19 protein-coding genes, 1 tRNA gene and 1 riboswitch are annotated in these 18,299 nt (G+C 63.5%); of the genes, 6 read left to right on the plus strand and 14 right to left on the minus strand.

Annotated features, from left to right (window positions below; all coding sequences use genetic code 11):
* Positions 1 to 9: 9 nt before the first annotated feature.
* Positions 10 to 834, minus strand: coding sequence for an IclR family transcriptional regulator (locus tag WD006_RS11735; RefSeq protein WP_011517226.1), 825 nt, complete (start codon positions 832 to 834; stop codon positions 10 to 12).
* Positions 835 to 1,056: 222 nt separating this feature from the next.
* Between WD006_RS11735 and WD006_RS11740 the strand changes: the two genes are divergently transcribed.
* On the plus strand, positions 1,057 to 2,250 hold the full coding sequence (locus tag WD006_RS11740) for an acyl-CoA dehydrogenase (RefSeq protein WP_008642309.1): 1,194 nt from the start codon (positions 1,057 to 1,059) through the stop codon (positions 2,248 to 2,250).
* A gap of 155 nt (positions 2,251 to 2,405) precedes the next feature.
* Here WD006_RS11740 and WD006_RS11745 read toward each other — a convergent pair whose 3' ends face one another.
* Positions 2,406 to 3,044, minus strand: a complete 639-nt coding sequence (locus tag WD006_RS11745; protein ID WP_011517227.1) for a peroxiredoxin — start codon at positions 3,042 to 3,044, stop codon at positions 2,406 to 2,408.
* 305 nt (positions 3,045 to 3,349) lie between these two features.
* On the opposite strand from WD006_RS11745, the gene WD006_RS11750 reads away from it, so the two are divergent.
* From WD006_RS11750 to WD006_RS11760, 3 genes are all read left to right on the plus strand, one after another.
* Positions 3,350 to 3,667, plus strand: a complete 318-nt coding sequence (locus WD006_RS11750; protein ID WP_029307306.1) for a DUF883 family protein — start codon at positions 3,350 to 3,352, stop codon at positions 3,665 to 3,667.
* Positions 3,668 to 3,812: 145 nt separating this feature from the next.
* Entirely contained in the window at positions 3,813 to 4,190 is a 378-nt protein-coding gene (locus WD006_RS11755) for a phage holin family protein (RefSeq protein ID WP_008642301.1), read from the plus strand.
* The gene (locus tag WD006_RS11760) at positions 4,187 to 4,723 is read left to right on the plus strand and encodes a DUF3318 domain-containing protein (protein WP_011517229.1); all 537 of its coding nucleotides are present in this window, start codon (positions 4,187 to 4,189) and stop codon (positions 4,721 to 4,723) included. Before WD006_RS11755 ends, WD006_RS11760 begins: the two co-directional genes overlap by 4 nt.
* On the opposite strand, the gene WD006_RS11765 is transcribed toward WD006_RS11760, so the two are convergent.
* From WD006_RS11765 to ybgC, 12 genes are all read right to left on the minus strand, one after another.
* Positions 4,724 to 6,694, minus strand: a complete 1,971-nt coding sequence (locus WD006_RS11765) for a diguanylate cyclase domain-containing protein (RefSeq protein ID WP_227874039.1) — start codon at positions 6,692 to 6,694, stop codon at positions 4,724 to 4,726.
* Positions 6,695 to 6,877: 183 nt separating this feature from the next.
* Positions 6,878 to 7,693, minus strand: a complete 816-nt coding sequence (locus WD006_RS11770; protein ID WP_029307304.1) for a hypothetical protein — start codon at positions 7,691 to 7,693, stop codon at positions 6,878 to 6,880.
* A gap of 509 nt (positions 7,694 to 8,202) precedes the next feature.
* Positions 8,203 to 8,278: transfer RNA gene (locus WD006_RS11775), tRNA-Lys, on the minus strand.
* 69 nt (positions 8,279 to 8,347) lie between these two features.
* Positions 8,348 to 9,463 (minus strand): YeeE/YedE family protein, encoded by a 1,116-nt coding sequence (locus WD006_RS11780; protein ID WP_011517246.1) that lies wholly within the window; start codon positions 9,461 to 9,463, stop codon positions 8,348 to 8,350.
* A gap of 70 nt (positions 9,464 to 9,533) precedes the next feature.
* Positions 9,534 to 10,217 (minus strand): 7-cyano-7-deazaguanine synthase QueC, encoded by a 684-nt coding sequence (gene queC, locus WD006_RS11785; protein WP_029307303.1) that lies wholly within the window; start codon positions 10,215 to 10,217, stop codon positions 9,534 to 9,536.
* A 190-nt stretch (positions 10,218 to 10,407) separates the two neighbouring features.
* Positions 10,408 to 11,166, minus strand: coding sequence for a tol-pal system protein YbgF (ybgF, locus tag WD006_RS11790; RefSeq protein ID WP_008642274.1), 759 nt, complete (start codon positions 11,164 to 11,166; stop codon positions 10,408 to 10,410).
* 17 nt (positions 11,167 to 11,183) lie between these two features.
* The gene (gene pal, locus WD006_RS11795; protein ID WP_011517248.1) at positions 11,184 to 11,693 is read right to left on the minus strand and encodes a peptidoglycan-associated lipoprotein Pal; all 510 of its coding nucleotides are present in this window, start codon (positions 11,691 to 11,693) and stop codon (positions 11,184 to 11,186) included.
* A 19-nt stretch (positions 11,694 to 11,712) separates the two neighbouring features.
* Complete coding sequence (gene tolB, locus WD006_RS11800; RefSeq protein ID WP_011517249.1) at positions 11,713 to 13,053, minus strand: Tol-Pal system beta propeller repeat protein TolB; 1,341 nt, start codon at positions 13,051 to 13,053, stop codon at positions 11,713 to 11,715.
* 214 nt (positions 13,054 to 13,267) lie between these two features.
* Positions 13,268 to 14,395 carry a cell envelope integrity protein TolA gene (gene tolA / locus WD006_RS11805; protein WP_035832503.1) on the minus strand — a complete coding sequence of 376 codons (1,128 nt, stop codon included), beginning with the start codon at positions 14,393 to 14,395 and terminating at the stop codon, positions 13,268 to 13,270.
* Between the two features lie 23 nt (positions 14,396 to 14,418).
* A complete protein-coding gene (gene tolR, locus WD006_RS11810) occupies positions 14,419 to 14,856 on the minus strand; it encodes a protein TolR (RefSeq protein WP_011517251.1) in 438 nt (145 codons plus the stop codon).
* Between the two features lie 24 nt (positions 14,857 to 14,880).
* Positions 14,881 to 15,564, minus strand: a complete 684-nt coding sequence (gene tolQ / locus WD006_RS11815; RefSeq protein WP_011517252.1) for a protein TolQ — start codon at positions 15,562 to 15,564, stop codon at positions 14,881 to 14,883.
* Positions 15,561 to 15,965: a tol-pal system-associated acyl-CoA thioesterase gene (gene ybgC, locus WD006_RS11820; protein WP_008642267.1), complete on the minus strand. Its 405-nt coding sequence runs from the start codon at positions 15,963 to 15,965 to the stop codon at positions 15,561 to 15,563. Before ybgC ends, tolQ begins: the two co-directional genes overlap by 4 nt.
* 166 nt (positions 15,966 to 16,131) lie before the next feature.
* A riboswitch (ZMP/ZTP riboswitch) is annotated at positions 16,132 to 16,234 on the plus strand.
* A 182-nt stretch (positions 16,235 to 16,416) separates the two neighbouring features.
* On the opposite strand from ybgC, the gene glyA reads away from it, so the two are divergent.
* The gene (gene glyA / locus WD006_RS11825) at positions 16,417 to 17,664 is read left to right on the plus strand and encodes a serine hydroxymethyltransferase (RefSeq protein ID WP_029307301.1); all 1,248 of its coding nucleotides are present in this window, start codon (positions 16,417 to 16,419) and stop codon (positions 17,662 to 17,664) included.
* 145 nt (positions 17,665 to 17,809) lie between these two features.
* Positions 17,810 to 18,277 (plus strand): transcriptional regulator NrdR, encoded by a 468-nt coding sequence (gene nrdR / locus WD006_RS11830; protein WP_011517254.1) that lies wholly within the window; start codon positions 17,810 to 17,812, stop codon positions 18,275 to 18,277.
* The last annotated feature ends 22 nt before the right edge of the window (positions 18,278 to 18,299 follow it).

Genomic DNA, 18,299 nt, shown 5'->3' on the forward strand with positions numbered 1-18,299 from the left:
CTGCGGCACTCAGACTTGTCGCCCGGCCGGGTCCGACAGCCGCGTGGCCAACGCCTGCAACGCAGGCGCCAGCTTCTCCCGAAACACCTCCTCGCCGACGGCGCCATACGATGCGCTGCAGCTGAGCATGTGCAAATCCTTCTCCCCCACCGGACGAAACGCCACCGCGCACGCGTGAATGGCGGGATGCCAGTCACGGAACGACGCCGCATAGCCGTCGCGCTCCGCCGTCGCCAATGCCGCGCGCGTCAGTGCTTCCTGTGCCTTCCATTGTTCCGGGAACGCCTGCGCGAACTCGGCCAGCACGCGATCGCGCCGGGCCTGCGGCAGCGCAGCCAGATAAGCCCGCCCCATCGAACTCGATACCAGCGACAGGCGCGATCCCACGCCCAGGCCGAGCATCGCGCCCGCGTCGTTCCGGATCGACTCCAGGTAGATGACTTCCAGCCGCTCGCGCTTGCCCAGTGACACCGAGACACCGTGCTGCTGCGCGAATGCCAGCATGTGCGGGCGCGCCAGCGCCACCACGCCGGAGGCCGACAGGTACGAGAACCCGAGTGCCAGCACGCCGGCATCGAGCGCATACTTGCCCAGGCTGTCGTCATAGCGAAGGTAGCCAAGCTGCACCAGCGTGCCGGCCAGGCGGCTGACCGTCGCCTTCGGGAAGCCGGTGCGGCGCACGAAATCCTGATTGCCGAGCATGGTCTCGCCCGTGCGGAAACAGCGCAGCAACTCCAGTCCGCGCGCCAGCGCAGTAACGAAGTTCGGATCGCTTTCGCGTTCACGCGGCGCCGGCTCCGCGGCTGGCGCGACGGATTCGGATGAAATGTCCAAGGCGAAACTCCAGATGGGGTTGGTCGATTGCCGAACGCAAATCTCCGGGGCGCGAGATTTCCCCTGTTGCGCCGCGGATCGGTTCGGCTATACTAGCTCATCGGAACAAGGTTCCGCAATGCGGAACTTAAGAAATTCCACCCGATTTCCATTTCGTGTCGTTTTTCCCGGATTGTGTGAAGGCTACAGGCCTTCCTCGCCACACCAAAGAAGGAGACCTCCATGGCTGCCAACGCCGAATTCAACTGGGCTGACCCGCTGTTGCTCGACCAGCAACTGACCGCCGACGAACGCATGGTGCGTGACGCCGCCGCGGCTTACTGCCAGGACAAGCTGATGCCGCGCGTGCTGCAGTCCTTCCGTAACGAGAAGACCGATGTGGAGATCTTCCGCGAGATGGGCGAACTGGGCCTGCTCGGCCCGACCATCCCCGAGCAGTACGGCGGCCCCGGCCTGAACTACGTCAGCTACGGCCTGATCGCGCGTGAAGTGGAGCGCGTGGATTCGGGCTACCGCTCGATGATGAGCGTGCAGTCGTCGCTGGTCATGGTCCCGATCTACGAGTTCGGCACCGAAGCCCAGAAGCAGAAGTACCTGCCCAAGCTGGCCACCGGCGAGTGGATTGGCTGCTTCGGCCTGACCGAACCGAACCATGGCTCGGACCCGGGCTCGATGGTCACGCGCGCCAAGAAGGTGGCTGGCGGCTACGAGCTGACCGGCGCCAAGATGTGGATCACCAACTCGCCGATCGCCGACGTGTTCGTGGTGTGGGCCAAGCTGATGGGCGACGATGGCAAGGAAGCCATCCGCGGTTTCATCCTGGAAAAGGGCTGGAAGGGTCTGTCGGCCCCGGCCATCCACGGCAAGGTTGGCCTGCGCACGTCGATCACCGGTGAAATCGTGCTGGACCAGGTATTCGTGCCGGAAGAGAACATCATGCCGGGCGTCAGCGGCCTGAAGGGTCCGTTCACCTGCCTGAACTCGGCCCGATATGGCATTGCCTGGGGTGCGCTCGGTGCTGCCGAATTCTGCTGGCATACCGCACGCCAGTACACGCTGGACCGCAAGCAGTTCGGCCGCCCGCTGGCCGCCACCCAGCTGGTGCAGAAGAAGCTGGCCGACATGCAGACCGAGATCACGCTGGGCCTGCAAGGCTGCCTGCGCCTGGGCCGCATGAAGGACGAAGGCACCGCCGCGGTGGAAATCACCTCGATCATGAAGCGCAACTCGTGCGGCAAGTCGCTCGACATCGCCCGCGTGGCGCGTGACATGCTCGGCGGCAACGGTATTTCCGACGAGTTCGGCGTGATCCGCCACGTGGTCAACCTCGAGGTGGTCAACACCTACGAAGGCACGCACGACATCCACGCGCTGATCCTGGGTCGCGCGCAAACTGGCCTCCAGGCATTCTTCTGAAGCTGGAAGCATGAAAAAAGCCCGGTCTTGAGTCATCAAGCCGGGCGGAAGCACACTACCAAGGAGACGACGGGCAAGCCCGCCGTTTTACGACATCATTCGAAAGGTCAGTGGCACTGAACCGGGCCCGGGGGCAAACCCCGGGCCCGGTTTTTTCACTTGTTGGGCTGCGGCGTCAGACGCAGGTACGGACGTACGGCCTTGTAACCCTTCGGGAATTTCTGGCGGATGACCTCTTCGTCCTTCAGCGAGGGCACGATCACCACGTCGTCGCCGTCCTGCCAGTTTCCCGGCGTGGCCACGCTGTGATTGTCGGTGAGCTGCAGCGAATCGATGACGCGCAGGATCTCGTTGAAGTTGCGGCCGGTGCTGGCAGGGTATGTAATGATCAGGCGGACCTTCTTCTTCGGGTCGATCACGAACAGCGAACGCACCGTCAGGGTTTCGTTGGCGTTCGGGTGAATCATGTCGTATAGCTCGGACACCTTGCGGTCACCGTCGGCCAGGATCGGGAAGTTGACCGTGGTCGACTGGGTGTCGTTGATGTCCTGGATCCAGCCGTGATGCGATTCCACACTATCCACCGACAGGGCGATCGCCTTGACGTTGCGCTTTGCGAACTCTTCTTTCAGCCGAGCGGTCAGGCCCAGTTCGGTCGTGCACACCGGGGTGTAGTCCGCCGGATGCGAAAACAGGACACCCCAGCCATCGCCGAGCCAATCATGGAAGCGGATGCGGCCTTCGCTCGATTCCTGTTCAAAATCCGGTGCGATATCGCCAAGACGCAGTGCCATCGGGGGTCTCCTGAAACAACAGTAAATAAACGTAAGGAATGACGTGCAAACACAGGGAACCGAGCTTAGTTGGATTGCCTTCCAACCCAAACGAATATAAAGTCACTACAAAATCACTCGAAGTCATAAAGACTTGCGGTGACCACGCTTTGACGTCCCCCTGCCCTGGCTCGCTACGGCCGAAACAAGGGCGTGGCAAGTGACAGCAGTATGGATTTGCGGATTCAGGCTTGAAACGATGGCAGGCCGCCACATATGCTACTTGGACGACAAGAAACGCCACAAGCCAGGGCTGGCAAGGCAAAATGTCACTACTTGAACCAACCGCCCGCAAACAGGAGAAACTAATGAGCGATGTCAAGACCGTTCTGTCCGATGCCGAGGAACTGCTGAAGCAAGCGGCCTCGACCACCGGGGAAAAAGCTGCCGAACTGCGCGAGCGTGGCATGGGCCTGCTGAAGCAAGCCAAGGAAAAGGCCCAGGATCTGCAAGATGCCGTGGTCACCAAGAGCAAGGCCGCCGCACGCGCCACCGATGACTACGTGCATGACCACCCGTGGCGCGCCGTGGGCGTGGCAGCCGGTGTGGGCCTGCTGATCGGTCTGCTGCTGAACCGCAAGTAATACCTATCGCAGCACGGCGTCCTGGCCGCGCATCTGCGCCGGACGCCTTGGCCCGAGGCCCGGTCCGCGGCACTGCCCGCCGCACCGGGACCTTTTCATTGCAGATGCCGCCACTGCGGGCGCATCGATCCTTCGCCGGAGCCGCATGAGCGAATCCCCTTCCCCCAAGTTCCTGGAGTCCGTTCGCAACCTCGCCAGTTCCGTGGTGTCGATGCTCCAGACGCGCCTGGAACTGGCCAGTGTGGAATTGGCCGAGGAGCGCGGCCGGCTGATGAAGGTTGCGCTGCTGGCGTGCTTCGGACTCGTCTTCTTCAGCATGGCGCTGATGACGTTCACGCTGCTGGTCGCCATCGTATTCTGGGAAACCTACCGCTGGCAGGCCCTCGGCATCATCATCCTGGCCTACCTCGCCTGCGCCGCGATCTGCCTGTTGCTGGCGCGCCGCATGGTCCGACGCGCGCCGCCGCTGTTCGAAGCCACGCTGGCCGAGCTCGACAAAGACAGGGAGATGCTGCGCCGATGACCACGCCCGCCGACGATTCGACCAACCTGGGCCAGCGCCACGAGCATGCGCGTCCGGTCCGATTCTCCAAGGAAGTCCGGCTGCCGCTGGAGATCCGCAAGGAACTGCTGATCACTCGCGCGGCGCTGGAACGCTACGACGCCGTGCAGGCGCTGCACAACGTCAAGGGCGGCGTACGCCGGATGACCAGCCTCGGCAACTGGCTGCCAAACCTGACCCACACACCCGGCTGGCTCAAACTGCTGGGTCTGACGCGCGAATATCCGATGGTCAGCACGGCGATCACGCTGGCGCTACCGCTGCTGCGGCGCACACCGATCGGCCGTGTCGCCTGGAAGGTCTCGAAGCTTGGGGTCGTGGCCGGCGCCGGTTATTGGGCCATCAAGACCTGGCAGTCCGTGCGGGGCGTACCGGCGAATGCTGGCACATCAAAAGCGCCTACGCCAACCGCACCGACCGAGGTCGTCGACACCGGCTTCCGCGATCCGCTGGTGAAATCTCCACCGGCAACCTCCACCCCACCCCAATCCTGACTAGCTGACCTCCACGCGATTGCGTCCGGCACGCTTGGCCCGATAGCAGGCCACATCGGCGGCGCCGAGCGCGTCTTCCGTGTTGGAGGTCCGCTCATCGAGCCGGATCAGCCCCACGCTGACGGCGACCGAGAACACATGCCCCCGGCAGATAAAGCGGAACGCAGCAATCGCCTGACGCAGGGATTCCGCCACCCGTTCGCCATCACTCGGCAAGCAGTGTTCGAGCAGCACCGCGAATTCGTCGCCACCCAACCGCGCCAGCGTATCGCTACGGCGTAGCTGCTGGCGCATGAGATCGGCGATCTGGCAGAGCAGTTCGTCCCCGGCGGCATGGCCACACGTATCGTTGACAGCCTTGAACCGATCCAGGTCGAGGTACATCAGCGTGTGCGTGCACCCCTCCTGCCGGGCCCGCAAGATTGCCGTTTCGAGCCTGCGCTCGAACTCGGGCCGATTCACCAGCCCGGTCAACGGATCATGGCTGGCTTCATAGGCCAGCTGGGCCGCCTGCGCGCGTTCCAGGCTGACGTCGTGGAGCACGACCACCACGCCGATGGCCTGCCCAACCTTGTCCCGGATCAGCGCCACGGAAGGTTTGACGACCACTCTCGCCGAAGACTCGCCCGCCGAACGCCGGCTCAGCACCGTGACAGTCTGGCTCGGCCACGTCCCGGCCAGCGCGCGTGGCACCAGATCGGTCACCAGATCGCATGTAACTTCATCGGTCAGCGGACAAACCTGAGGCAGGAAACAACCGGCCGCTTCGGCCTCGGTCCAGCCCGTCATCGCCTCGGCCACCGGGTTGAGCGATTCAATCCGTCCCCAGACATCGGTCGTGATCACTGCCTCGCCAATTGCCTGGAGCGTGACCTGCGCCCGCTCCTTTTCCGTATGCAATTGCGCCTCGAAGCGCTTCCGGTCCGAGATGTCGCTGAGCGAGCCTGCCATGCGCACGGCCTTGCCAACCGCGCTGCGCACCATGCGGCCCCGCGCCCGCATCCAAAGATATCCCCCTGCCTTCTTCCGTAGTCGCAGCTCGATGTCATACGGGGTGCCCTTGCGCATGTGCCCCGACAGGCGGCGCCCCAGCTCGGTGACGTCATCGGGATGGGTCAGTGCCATCAAGGTCTCGACCGCGTGCGGGAGTTCGTTGGCGCGATAGCCGAGCATTTCCGCGCACCGAGGGGAAAAATAGAGTTCTCCGCGATGCGGATGCCAGTCCCACAGGCCGTCGTTGCTGCCGGCCACCGCCAGTTGCAGGCGTTCCTCACTGGTCGACAGTGCGGCGCGTAGCTGCCGCTCCTTGATCATCATGCTGCGTGACACCCACGTGACCCACGCAAGCAACGTCACCGCCACCGCAATCGAGCTCCACGTCAGCAGCGCGCGCACGCGCCGCGAAGCTCTGCCTAGAGTCGAGGAGAATGCCGCCTCCTGGGGTGTCAGCCGATTGTCGATATCGACGATCTCGCGCCGGATAGGCGCCACGCAGCGGGCATCGCAGTCGCCAGCACGAAAGCGCCCGCGCAATGTCCGGGACAGCGTGTCGAGCCGGGCGATATCGACATCGGCTGCCACCCAGATCTCGATAGCTTCGTCGATCTCCGCGACGCCGCGGAACGTGCGGTAGAGCCGGATCATTCCGGAGATGTCGTCGGTATGATTGCCGCCGATCAGCAGCCCTTCGACCGCCCGCGTATGGTCATAGCGCGAATGCTTTTCCAGTTCGATACGCGCCTGACGATCGCCAAGCGGCACGGCGATGGCAGCAAGGTATGCGTCGTAATCGGTATCGAGCTGGCTGCGGGAATAGTTGAGCAAATGCAGGACCGCCGCCTTCTGTCCCTTGGTCCAGAGGCTTTCCCCGGCGACGAAGCTGCGCGCGGCAGATAGCACATCCACGCTGGCAATGCAGAACAAGGCCAGCGCCACAACCACCGGAACGAACGGCCAGATGAGGCTCGACACTTGCTCACCGGCCGGCAGACTACCTTCACCAGCTCGCCGCATTGGAGACTTCCCGTGCCGGACGTTCCGGCACCATCAAACGACTGCGCCGCACCAGATGCGGCACGGCGCAATCATTGTCAGCGAGCCCGCCCGGGGTGTCTCTACCTCAGACTGGGTAATTGAAACGGTTCAACCGCCATGTCAGCCCATCAACACCATAACCAGCATGACGCCATTGACGACGGCGAGCGCGCCGAGGACGAACGTCGCATGTGACATGTGATGCAACCGGTCGGCCAGCAACCGAACCGATGTTGGCGCCACGTTGCGACCCCTGCCGTGTGCCAGTACCCAGGCACACATGCAGAGAACGGCCACCGGCAGGATCAGCCAGGCGAGCACCCAGGGCGGAACGTCACGCGTCGCACGTGCTTGGACGACGGATGTCGCAAGCGTCACTGGCTCATTACGGACAGGGGGCGAGAGCGCCGGGGGCGGCTCCGTCGGCGCAACGGACAATGCCTTGATCGCTGGCGACAACATCGGCGCCGGCGCGGGTACCGGTGCAGGTGCAGGTGCAGGTGCGGCAGTCGGCGGACGGTTCGCCGTCGAAGCCATGGTCCTCGCGGCCGCGGGATGCTCGACAGGTCGCCGAGCAGGCATTCGCCGCCAGTCCGCGAACACCTCGTCGACGCACGTGACCGTCTCGCAGGCGTTGCGCTTCCTGCGCCAGGCCGCGAGATCGGCCGTGCTCAGCGTGCCCGCGTGCAGCATCCGCTGCTGGTCCGCGTAGATGCGTTCGTAGGCAACGTTGAGCATCGCGTACTCGCAGATCAGCCGCTCGCCAGAGGCCAGCCGGGCAGCCGGGCGCGCGCAGTAACTGACCGACGGATCGACACATCGGACGGTACTGGCCTGGTAGTTAGGCGGACAGACGATCTCGGACGCCCGCGCGCTGCTGATGGCTGCGAGGCCCAGGGCAAGAAGAATGGCCAGCCGGCCTGCGAGCCGCTTCATGACATCCTCTCATCGGTCCTTCGCCATGTTGCTTGCGACGACCAGCCTGGAGATATCCGGATTAAATACCATGATCGACTGCGAGCCAAAGCCCGAGACGCTGCCACGCAAGTAGCGCGCGATTGCCGCAACGATCACTTGTGACGTTGCCTGCCCAGCAAGCTCCCGGCCTTCGTTGGCACACGGACGCCGATCACGCCCATCACGCCCGAAGCGCCATCAGCGGCGATGCAATCGGACTCGCACCCCATTGCCCGAGCGGACTGTGACGCGCCCCACCACCTTGGGCACGTGCGTAGGGTCCGCATCCACCCGATAACGGCGCACGATGCTGGCCAGGATCAGTTCGGAGCCAGGCCCCACGATGTCGCTTTGATAACAACCATATTTGCCGCGAAGGGTGCCCGCACCGTCCGCCGCGCCAAGCCACGCGCCTCACCGTTGGCACTTCGTTGACAGCGCCAAAACAAAAAGGGCCTGTGACTTTCGCCACAGGCCCTTCGTAATACTGGTGGGTCGTGCGTGACTCGAACACGCGACCAACGGATTAAAAGTCCGCTGCTCTACCGACTGAGCTAACGACCCGCAAAAACTGAATCGGCGATTATAGGGATGCTCCTACCGACTGTCAAGCCTGACGACTCGCCCGTCGCTTCAGGCCATGCGTTCGAGCCGCCAGATCTGGTACTTGAACGCCAGCACTGCCCCGACGATGATCGCGGCGAAGGCGATGAACGAGCCGACTGCCAACGTCGACACGCCCGACAGCCCCTGCCCCACGGTGCAGCCCAGCGCCGTGACGCCGCCAGCGCCCATCAGGATACCCCCGACCATATGGTTGGCCACATCCTCGGCATTGCCGAATCCCTCCCAACGGAACGTGCGCGAGACCAACGCATAGGCTGCCGCGCCAGCGATTACGCCAAACACGCTGACAATGCCGATCGTCAGCACCTTGCTCTTGTCGCTGAACATCATCAGCCAGTCGAGGGTGTACGCATACGGCGCCACGAAGCTCAAGCTTTCCATGCGACCGCTGTTGCTGGCCACGAACAGCTCCTCGAGCGTGTTCGGGTCCTCGGACACATAGCCGATATGGCCCGATACGTACCACATGCCGACGATGATCAACCCAACCGCCAGACCGCCCAGCAGGTTGTCGAACGTGCGAAAGCCATTGCCGAGCAGCGCCCAGATAACCAGCACGGCGCCGATCACCACACCCAGTGCCAGTTGCAGCGTGCCGCGCGCCAGGCCGGTGCCGTGCGCGATGAGCGACGGCAGATCCTGCGTCGCCGGCAGTGTGACAGCCACGGTATCGACGGTACTCACGCGCACCACGCCGAACAGGCCGCGCAACGTCATATAGGCCGAGAGCCCCAGGAAGACGAACACCACCAGTGACTTCAGGTTGCCGGCGCCAATCCGCACAAGCGTCTTGCTGCCGCAGCCCGACGCCAGCACCATGCCGAAGCCGAACATCAAGCCGCCCACTGCCGTAGACAGCCAGCCGAGCCTGGCCGAGGTGTAGATCGTCTTGGTCGGGTCGATCAGGCCAGCCCAAGCCAGCACGCCAGTGCCAATCATCGCCACGCCAATGGCCATGATCCACATACGCATGCGGCTCCAGTCACCGATGTTGACGATGTCCGAGACGGCGCCCATCGTGCAGAAATGCGTGCGCTGCAGGATCGCGCCAAACAGGAAGGTCAGGACGAAGGTGCTCAGCAGCACGGTGCGCATAAGCGCTGGGATATCGATATCGGGCATGTCGGACCGGGGGTGGCTCGTGGATTTCTGTCTGGAGGGGGCACTCTGGCGGCACCCCTCTCTTCTTTAATCAGTTGGGGGTCTGGTAACGGGTCGGGTCGGGCACGCCGGCGGCCTCGAAGCCGGCCCGGCGAATCCGGCACGAATCGCACACGCCGCACGCGCGGCCATCGTCATCGGCCTTGTAGCACGAGACGGTCAGGCCGTAGTCGACGCCGAGCTTCACGCCAGCGAGAATGATCTCGGCCTTGGTCATGTCGATGATCGGAGCATGCACGTGAAAGCGATCGCCTTCCACGCCAGCCTTCGTGGCCAGGTTGGCCAGCGCCTCATAGGCAGCGACATATTCGGGCCGGCAGTCCGGATAGCCGGAGTAGTCGACGGCATTCGCGCCGAAAAACAGGTCGCGTCCGCCGATTGCCTCGGCCCAGCCAAGCGCCAGCGACAGCATGATCGTATTGCGCGCCGGCACGTAAGTGATCGGAATTCCGCCTGCGGTGCCGTCGGTGGGCACGTCGAGCGCGTCATCGGTCAGGGCTGAGCCACCGAAACGGCGCAGGTCGAGGTCGATGATTTCGTGGCGCTTCGCGCCAAGTTCGGCCGCCACGCGTTTGGCAGCTTCAAGCTCGGACGAATGGCGCTGGCCATAGCGCATGGACAGCGCATAGGTTTCGAAGCCGGCCGCGTTGGCCATGGCGAGGACGGTGGCGGAATCAAGGCCGCCGGAAAGCAGAACGATGGCGCGTTTGGTCATGATGGTTGCGCGCGGAACAAGCGCGCTGTAATACGCCCGGATTGGGCGAAGCGCGTATTTTAGCGCGGCGGCCAGATCAACAGGATCAGGCGCGGCTGATGGCCTGAATCCCACGGCGATTGATATGCGGCAGCCCAAAGAAAAAGGCCCGCTCGCGCGGACCCTTTCCTGGACTACATACCGGTATCGGTTACTTCAGCGTCTTCAGCCGGTTGCTCGCGGCCTGGGCGCCTTCAGTCCCCGGATATTTCGCCACCACGGCTTCCAGTGTCTTCTTGGCCGCGGCCTTCTGGCCAGACTCGAACTGGTTGTTGGCGATGGCGATCATGGCGTCCGGCGCCTTCGGGTGCGTCGGGAAGTTCTTCACCATGGTATCCAGCACGTACGTCGACCCCTTGTAGTCGCGCTGCGCGTAGAGCGAATTGCCGAGCCAGAACTGCGCCAGCGGCAAGTACGGGCTTTGCGGATACTTCTTCGCAAACGCCGAGAAGGCATTGCCCGCGCCCTTGAAGTCGCCCGACTGGAACTGCTTCAGCGCAGCGTCGTACTCCGGCTTCTCGGTCGGTTGGGCGATGCCCTCGCGCCCTTCCACGGTCACCTGCTGCGGCTCGAATTTCTTCAGGCGCGCATCCAGGTCAGCGTAGTAATCCTTCTGCTGCTTCTGCAGCGTATCCACCGTGTTTTGCAGCACTTCATTCTGACCGCGCAGTCGGGCGACCTCTTGGCGCAGACCTTCGAGCTGGTTCTGCGCGTCGAGCAGGGTCCGGCTGTTCTGGTCGATGCGCTGGGATGCCGTGGCCTGGAAACCGTTGAACTGGTCCCGGATCTGGATCACCGCACGGCGCGCCTCGTCGTCGTCAAAGACGCCGGCGTGCGCGGGAATGGCTGCCAGCAGGCCACCGCCGGATACAGCGGCAAGCCATAGCAGCGTGGAAACGCGAGCATTCATGAAGAATTATCCGTGGATCAGTAAACGATATCGGCGCGACGGTTCTCGGCCCACGAGGCATCATCGTGACCGGTTGCCTTCGGCTTTTCCTTGCCCAGGCTCACAGCTTCCATCTGCGAGTCAGGCACACCCATCGCAGCCAGCGAACGGCGCACGGCTTCGGCACGCTTCTGGCCCAATGCCAGGTTGTACTCGCTGGTGCCACGCTCGTCGGTGTTGCCCTGGATCAGGATCTTGCGGCTCTTGTTGCTGCCCAGGTACTGCGAGTGGGCTTGCAGCATGCCTTGGTAGTCCTGCTTCACGGAGTAGCTGTCGAAATCGAAGTACACGCTGCGCTTGGCCAGCGGGCCGTTCGGGTCGTTCAGCGGGTCACGCGAAACATCGACCGGCGCCACATTGCGTGCGTCGGTGGTCGCGCCGGTGCCGGCGCCGGACTTCGATGCGTCGTCGAGCTTCACACCCGAGCTGCAGGCGCCCAGAGCCAGCAGAGCGGCAATGGCGAGCGATTTGGTCATCATTTGGGACATGGCGAGAGACTCCTCTTTTTTACTGCATGAAAGGCCCCCAGGACGGCTCTCGAACAGCGCCGGACTGGAGAGACAGAACCTGCTTGGTGCGTCCGTCCGTGGAGACTGCCGCCAGTACGGAGCGGCCGCCCACGCGGGTGGCATAGAGAATGTACTTGCCGTTGGCCGCGAAGCTCGGGGATTCATCGTTGGTCGTATCGGTGAGCGACGTCACATCACCGTTCGACAGGTCCTGTAGTTGCAGCCTGAAGCCACCGCTGCGCGAAATGTAGGCCAGGTACTTGCCGTCCGGCGATATACGCGGGCTGACGTTGTAGCTGCCCTTGAAGGTCACGCGCTGCGCTGCGCCGGATTCCTCGCCAGACGCCGGCATACGGTAGATCTGCGGCGCGCCGCCGCGATCGCTGGTGAAATAAATGCTACGGCCATCCGGGGAGAACTGCGGCTCCGTATCGATGGCGCTGCTGCGGGTCAGGCGACGCAGGCCTGAGCCATCGGCGTTGACCTGGTAGATCTGCGTGTTGCCGTCGCGGGAGAGCGACACGGCCAGGTGCTGGCCATCGGGCGACCAGGACGGCGCGCTGTTGTTGCCCTTCTGATTCGACACCACAACACGCTTGCCCGTTGCCAGGTCATGCACGTAGACCACCGGCTTCTTGGCTTCGAACGAGACGTAGGCCACGCGGCGGCCATCGGGCGACCACGCGGGGGAGATGATCGGTTCGGTGCTGGTCAGCGCGATCTGGGCGTTCTGGCCATCCGAATCGGAGATCAGAAGCTGGTAGCGATTGCCCACCTTCGACACATACGACAGGCGCGTCGCAAACACACCGCGCTCGCCGAGCAGCTTCTCGTAGATGTAGTCGGCGATCTTATGCGCGGTCACGCGGAGCTGGCCCTGCGTGACGGTGAATGCCAGACCGCCAAGGCTCTGCCCCTTGGCGGTGTCGTACAGGCGGAAACGCACCTCGTACTGGCCATTGCTGGTCGGCGTCACGCTGCCGGCCACGAACGCGTCGGCGCCCTTCGCCTTCCAGCTGCCCAGGTCCACCTGGGCCGATTCGGCCACGGTCGCGCCTGCGGGGTCGACGTTGCGGAAGCGTCCGCTGTTCGTCAGGTCGCTGCGGATGATGGCGGTCAGGTTCTGCGGGGCCTGGGCCTCGCCCTGGAAGTTGGCGGTCGCTACCGGGAACTGGTTCGAGCCGACTCCGGTGATCTCCACGTTCAGTTGCGCGTGCGCCGCGCCCGCCGACATCAATGCCGCAGCCAGCCACGCCATCAAGGCATGGCGACTCTGGTCGCGGGTGGGATTGGCGTTCTGGCGTCGGGATAGCCAGTTGGGGGCCCAAAGCTTTCGCATGCTGCTCCTCAGTCGATTTCAGGTTTCATCGTTGCGGCGGCACAGCAAACACGGCGAGACGGGCGACATGCGGCTTGGCATGGCCCCACAAGCGTACGTATTGCACGCTGCCGGCCGCGTCAGGCAACCATTCATGGTAGCGGTGGGACCTAACGCCCACGATGAAGGTTGCATTATGTTGCAAAACATGGCGTTATCGACACGGTTCGCCCGCTCAATCCTTCGGTTTGAACGTAATCGTGAAGTTTGCGGGTGCCTTGCCGTCCTCATCGCGCGGCAGCGGATCGGAGCGCTGCACTGCACGCAGCACGGCGTTGTCCCAGTCCGAATTACCGCTCGACCTGGTCAGTCGCGCCGACAGCAGCGAACCATCCGGCGCCAGCGAGACCGACACCACGGCTGCGGGATTGCCCTCGACATCGCCACCAAAAATGATGTTCGGCTTTACACGGCGACGCACGCGGTCGGCGTAGCCCGGCGAAGCCTTGCCTCCCGATCCGGCGCCCGAACCCGCGGCGCTGCCGACGCCACCGCCGGACGAAACGCCGCCACCGGCCATTGCCTGCAGGCGGGCCAGTTCGCTCTTGCGCTGGGCATTGGCCGCGGCGTCACGCTTGGCCTTGGCATCGGCGTCGGCCTTCGCCTTGGATTTCTGCTCGGCATCGGCCTTCGCCTTGGCATCCGCGTCAGCCTTGGCCTTCGCCTTCTGATCAGCCTCCGCCTTCGCCTTGGCGTCCGCGGCTTCCTTGCGTTCCTGGTCGGCCTTCTTCTTCGCGTCTTCCTTGCGCTGCGCCTCGATCTGCTGCTGACGCAGGTCTTCCTTGCGCTGGGCTTCCTTCTTTTCCTGGTCTTTCTTTTCCTGGTCTTTCTTTTCCTGGTCTTTCTTTTCCTGGTCTTTCTTTTCCTGTTCCTTCTTCGCCTGGTCCTTGCGCTCCTGCTCCTTGCGCGCGGCCTCCTGCTTCGCCGCTTCGCGCTCGGCGGCCTCTTCGGCCTGCTTGCGCTTCTGGCGTTCCAGGGCGATATCGGCCGCTTCCTCGACCTTGCTGCGCACGGCAGGCTCAGGCGGCGTGGGACGCGGCAGTTCCACCGGGCGCGGCGGAGGTGGTGGTGCAGGCGCGACGTCCGGCACCTCTTCCCAAAGCTCCGCCTCGGCACCCACCGGCGTGCTGCTCTGCCAGTGCACGCCGTAGTACAGCACGATGCCGAGCAGCAGATGCATCACCAGCGCCAACAGGAACGAGCGAAGCGTGCCGCGTTCCTTGACTGGCTGGTACGGATAGGCGGCGGCTTCCACCGCGCGCGCGGGCCGTTGATGCGGATGACGGGACGAAAGGCTGGCCACTTTGAGTTGCGACGTTGGGGCGCTTACTTGGACTTCACCATCAGGCCGACGCGCTTGACGCCATCGGCCTTCAACACGGACATCACGTCGAGCACGGCTTCGTACTTGACGGAGCGGTCGGCGGCGATCACCACCGGCTGGTCCGGATTTTCATTCTGACGCTGGCGCACGAAATCGATCAGGCCGCGCTTGTCGAGCTTGCGCTCGAACGCGTTGCCAGCGTTGTCCTTGCCACGCGCGGTCAGCTCGCCGTCCTCGTGCACGGTGACGATGATCGGCGGCGTCTGTTGCTGCGGTGTGGCATTGGCCACTGACGGCAGGTCCACCACGGCCGGGTTCACGATTGGTGCTGCCACCATGAAGATAACGAGCAGCACGAGCATCACGTCGATATACGGCACGACGTTGATTTCCGCACTGGCCCGACGGCGTGATCCGCCGCGGCGCTGAATGGCTGCCATGACTGGTGCTCCCCCGCTCTCGGTTTAACGCGTCTGGCGCTGAAGGATGTTCAGGAATTCTTCCATGAAGCTTTCGAACCGGATGGCCAGACGGTCGATTTCCGTGGCATACCGGTTGTAGGCGATCACGGCCGGGATAGCTGCAAACAGGCCGATCGCGGTGGCCACGAGTGCCTCGGCGATACCGGGCGCCACTGACGCGAGAGTCGCTTGCTGCACATTCGACAGGCCGCGGAATGCGTTCATGATCCCCCAGACCGTGCCGAACAAGCCGATATAAGGGCTGACCGAACCGACCGACGCCAGGAACGGCAGGTGGGATTCGAGCACGTCCATTTCACGCTGGTACGCGGCGCGCATCGCGCGACGGGCGGCGTCGAGCAGCGCGCCGGCCTCATTGCCGCGTTCGCGTGCCTTCAGGAACTCGCCCATGCCCGATTCGAAGATCCGTTCCAGGGCGCCGGTGTTGTGACGATTGTTGACCGCACTGTTATAGAGCGCCTGCAGGTCGCCGCCTGCCCAGAAATCGCGCTCGAAGCCCTCGGTCTGCGTGCGCGCGGCGCGCAGTGCCAGGTGCTTGCGGAAAATGTAGGTCCACGAGAACAGGGACATCACCAGCAGCAGGGCCATGACGGCCTGTGCCAGCAGACTGGCGTGAAGTACCAGCGAAATGATCGACAGGTCTTGCGTGACGGTCACTGGATTCATCGAGCGTTTTTGATAGTGGCGAGAACAGGGGCAGGAATCGGGGTCGGCCGGAACGTGCTTTTATCGACACATCCGACTCGAATTTGGCCGGCGGCCAGCATCAGCTCGCCACGCCAGGCTTCCTGGGCAAATTGGACCGACGCCGGTCCGACGCGTTCGATATGCGTACGGATCTCGAGCTGGTCGTCCAGCCGGGCGGGCGCATTGTATTCCACAGTGGTGCTGCGGACGATGAAGACCACGCCGGACGAATCCGCGAGGCTCTGCTGTTCGACGCCGAGCGAGCGCAGCCATTCGGTCCTGGCCCGTTCGAAGAATTTGAGGTAGTTGGCGTAGAACACCACGCCGCCTGCGTCGGTATCTTCCCAATACACGCGCAGCGGCCATACGAAATTTGGCATGGCGGGCATTGTAACGGAGTGCACTGGTAAACCCGTGTGTGACTTTGCAACAGCAAGTTGCGAGCCAATCCTCGCCAGGCCTTGCCGGATCAGGGCCGGGCGCACATCCGGGCCGGCCATCGTCTTGCAGCAAGCCGCTTGCTCGCGTAAACTCTGCGGCAACCATTCCACCTTGCGCGACTGGCGAAGTCAGTGGGTACTACCACGAGGAAGCGCAAGTTCATTGGGCGTGATATTCGATGCGCCTGCCGCTCGCCTGGGCAGCGAATGGGAAGCAGGGTGCGCCCTGCACCGGCTGGTCGCGTTTTCGCGCCCCCGGTGCTGGACGCCAGTGCCTTCCCCGCGCGCCCTAATACGCGAAAATCCCGCAATACAGAGTAGCGTCGACAGGCATCCGGTTTTCGTACCGGCCGTGCCATCCGCTCTCCCTTTTAAACAGACGAGTCACGCCATGTTTGAACGTAGCCGCTTCACGATCGAGCAGATCGACCCCGAAGTCTTTGCCGCGATCCAGAAGGAAAACCAGCGTCAGGAAGACCACATCGAACTGATCGCTTCCGAGAACTACACCTCGCCGGCCGTGATGGCCGCCCAGGGTTCGCAGCTCACCAACAAGTACGCCGAAGGCTATCCCGGCAAGCGCTACTACGGCGGTTGCGAGTACGTGGACGTGGTGGAGCAGCTCGCCATCGACCGCGTGAAGCAACTGTTTGGCGCCGAAGCCGCCAACGTGCAGCCGAACTCGGGCTCGCAGGCCAACCAGGGCGTGTTCTTCGCCATGCTCAAGCCGGGCGACACGATCATGGGCATGAGCCTGGCCGAAGGCGGTCACCTGACCCACGGCATGGCGCTGAACATGAGCGGCAAGTGGTTCAACGTGGTCAGCTACGGCCTGAACGCGCAGGAAGACATCGACTACGACGCGCTTGAAAAGCTGGCCCACGAGAAGAAGCCGAAGCTGATCATCGCCGGCGCATCGGCTTTCGCGCTGCGCATCGACTTCGAACGCATCGCCAAGGTTGCCAAGGCTGTTGGTGCCTACTTCATGGTGGACATGGCCCACTATGCCGGCCTGATCGCCGCCGGTGTGTACCCGAACCCGGTGCCGCACGCCGACTTCGTGACCACCACCACCCACAAGAGCCTGCGTGGCCCGCGCGGTGGCGTGATCCTGATGAAGGCCGAGCATGAGAAGGCCATCAACTCGGCCATCTTCCCGGGCATCCAGGGTGGTCCGCTGATGCACGTGATTGCCGGCAAGGCCGTGGCCTTCAAGGAAGCGCTGCAGCCGGACTTCAAGGCGTATCAGGAACAGGTGGTCAAGAACGCCGCCGCACTGGCCGAAACGCTGATCGCCCGCGGTCTGCGCATCGTATCGGGCCGTACGGAAAGCCACGTGATGCTGGTGGACCTGCGCGCCAAGAAGATCACCGGCAAGGAAGCCGAGAAGATCCTCGGCGACGCCCATATCACGGTGAACAAGAACGCGATCCCGAACGATCCGGAAAAGCCGTTCGTCACCTCGGGCATCCGCCTGGGCTCGCCGGCCATGACCACGCGCGGCTTCAAGGAAGAAGAAGCCCGCCAGGTGGCCAACCTGATCGCCGACGTGCTGGACAACCCGCACGATGAGGCCAACATCGCCGCCGTGCGCGAACAGGTTGCCGCACTGACCCGTCGCTTCCCGGTCTACGGCTGATTCGCCAGTCGATCGCGTTATAGTTAGCGCACACGAACGGCGCTGCCACCTCTGAGGTGGCAGCGCCGTTTCAACAACCAGCACGACCGCAACAGAAATCGAAGATGCAAAATGCGGTCAGGCTCTTACTTTCAGGTGGTCAGGCATGAAATGCCCCTTCTGCGGTCATTCCAGCACTCAGGTTCTTGACAGCCGCGTCTCGGAAGATGGCGATACCGTGCGCCGCCGACGCCGCTGTGAAGCCTGCGACCGCCGCTTCACCACCTACGAGCGGATCGAGCTGTTCTTTCCCGCCATCGTCAAGAAAAATGGCTCGCGCGTGGACTACGCGCGTGCCAAGCTCAAGGATTCGATGCGGCTGGCACTGCGCAAGCGGCCAGTTTCCGCCGAGGCCATCGACGAAGCGATCACTCGCATCGAAGAAAAACTGCTGGCTCTGGGCGAGAAGGAGATCCCGAGCAGCCAGGTCGGCGAACTGGTCATGCGTGAGCTTCGCAAGCTCGACAAGATCGCCTATATCCGCTTTGCCTCCGTGTATCGCAGCTTCGAGGACGTTTCCGAATTCCGGGAAATGCTCGACGAATTCTCGTCATCTACCCCACGAAAGGGGTAATAAGGACCGCAAAAAAGCTGGC

Origin of the sequence: Cupriavidus sp. Met-2 (assembly GCF_049843575.1) — a bacterium.
Lineage (GTDB): Bacteria > Pseudomonadota > Gammaproteobacteria > Burkholderiales > Burkholderiaceae > Cupriavidus > Cupriavidus metallidurans.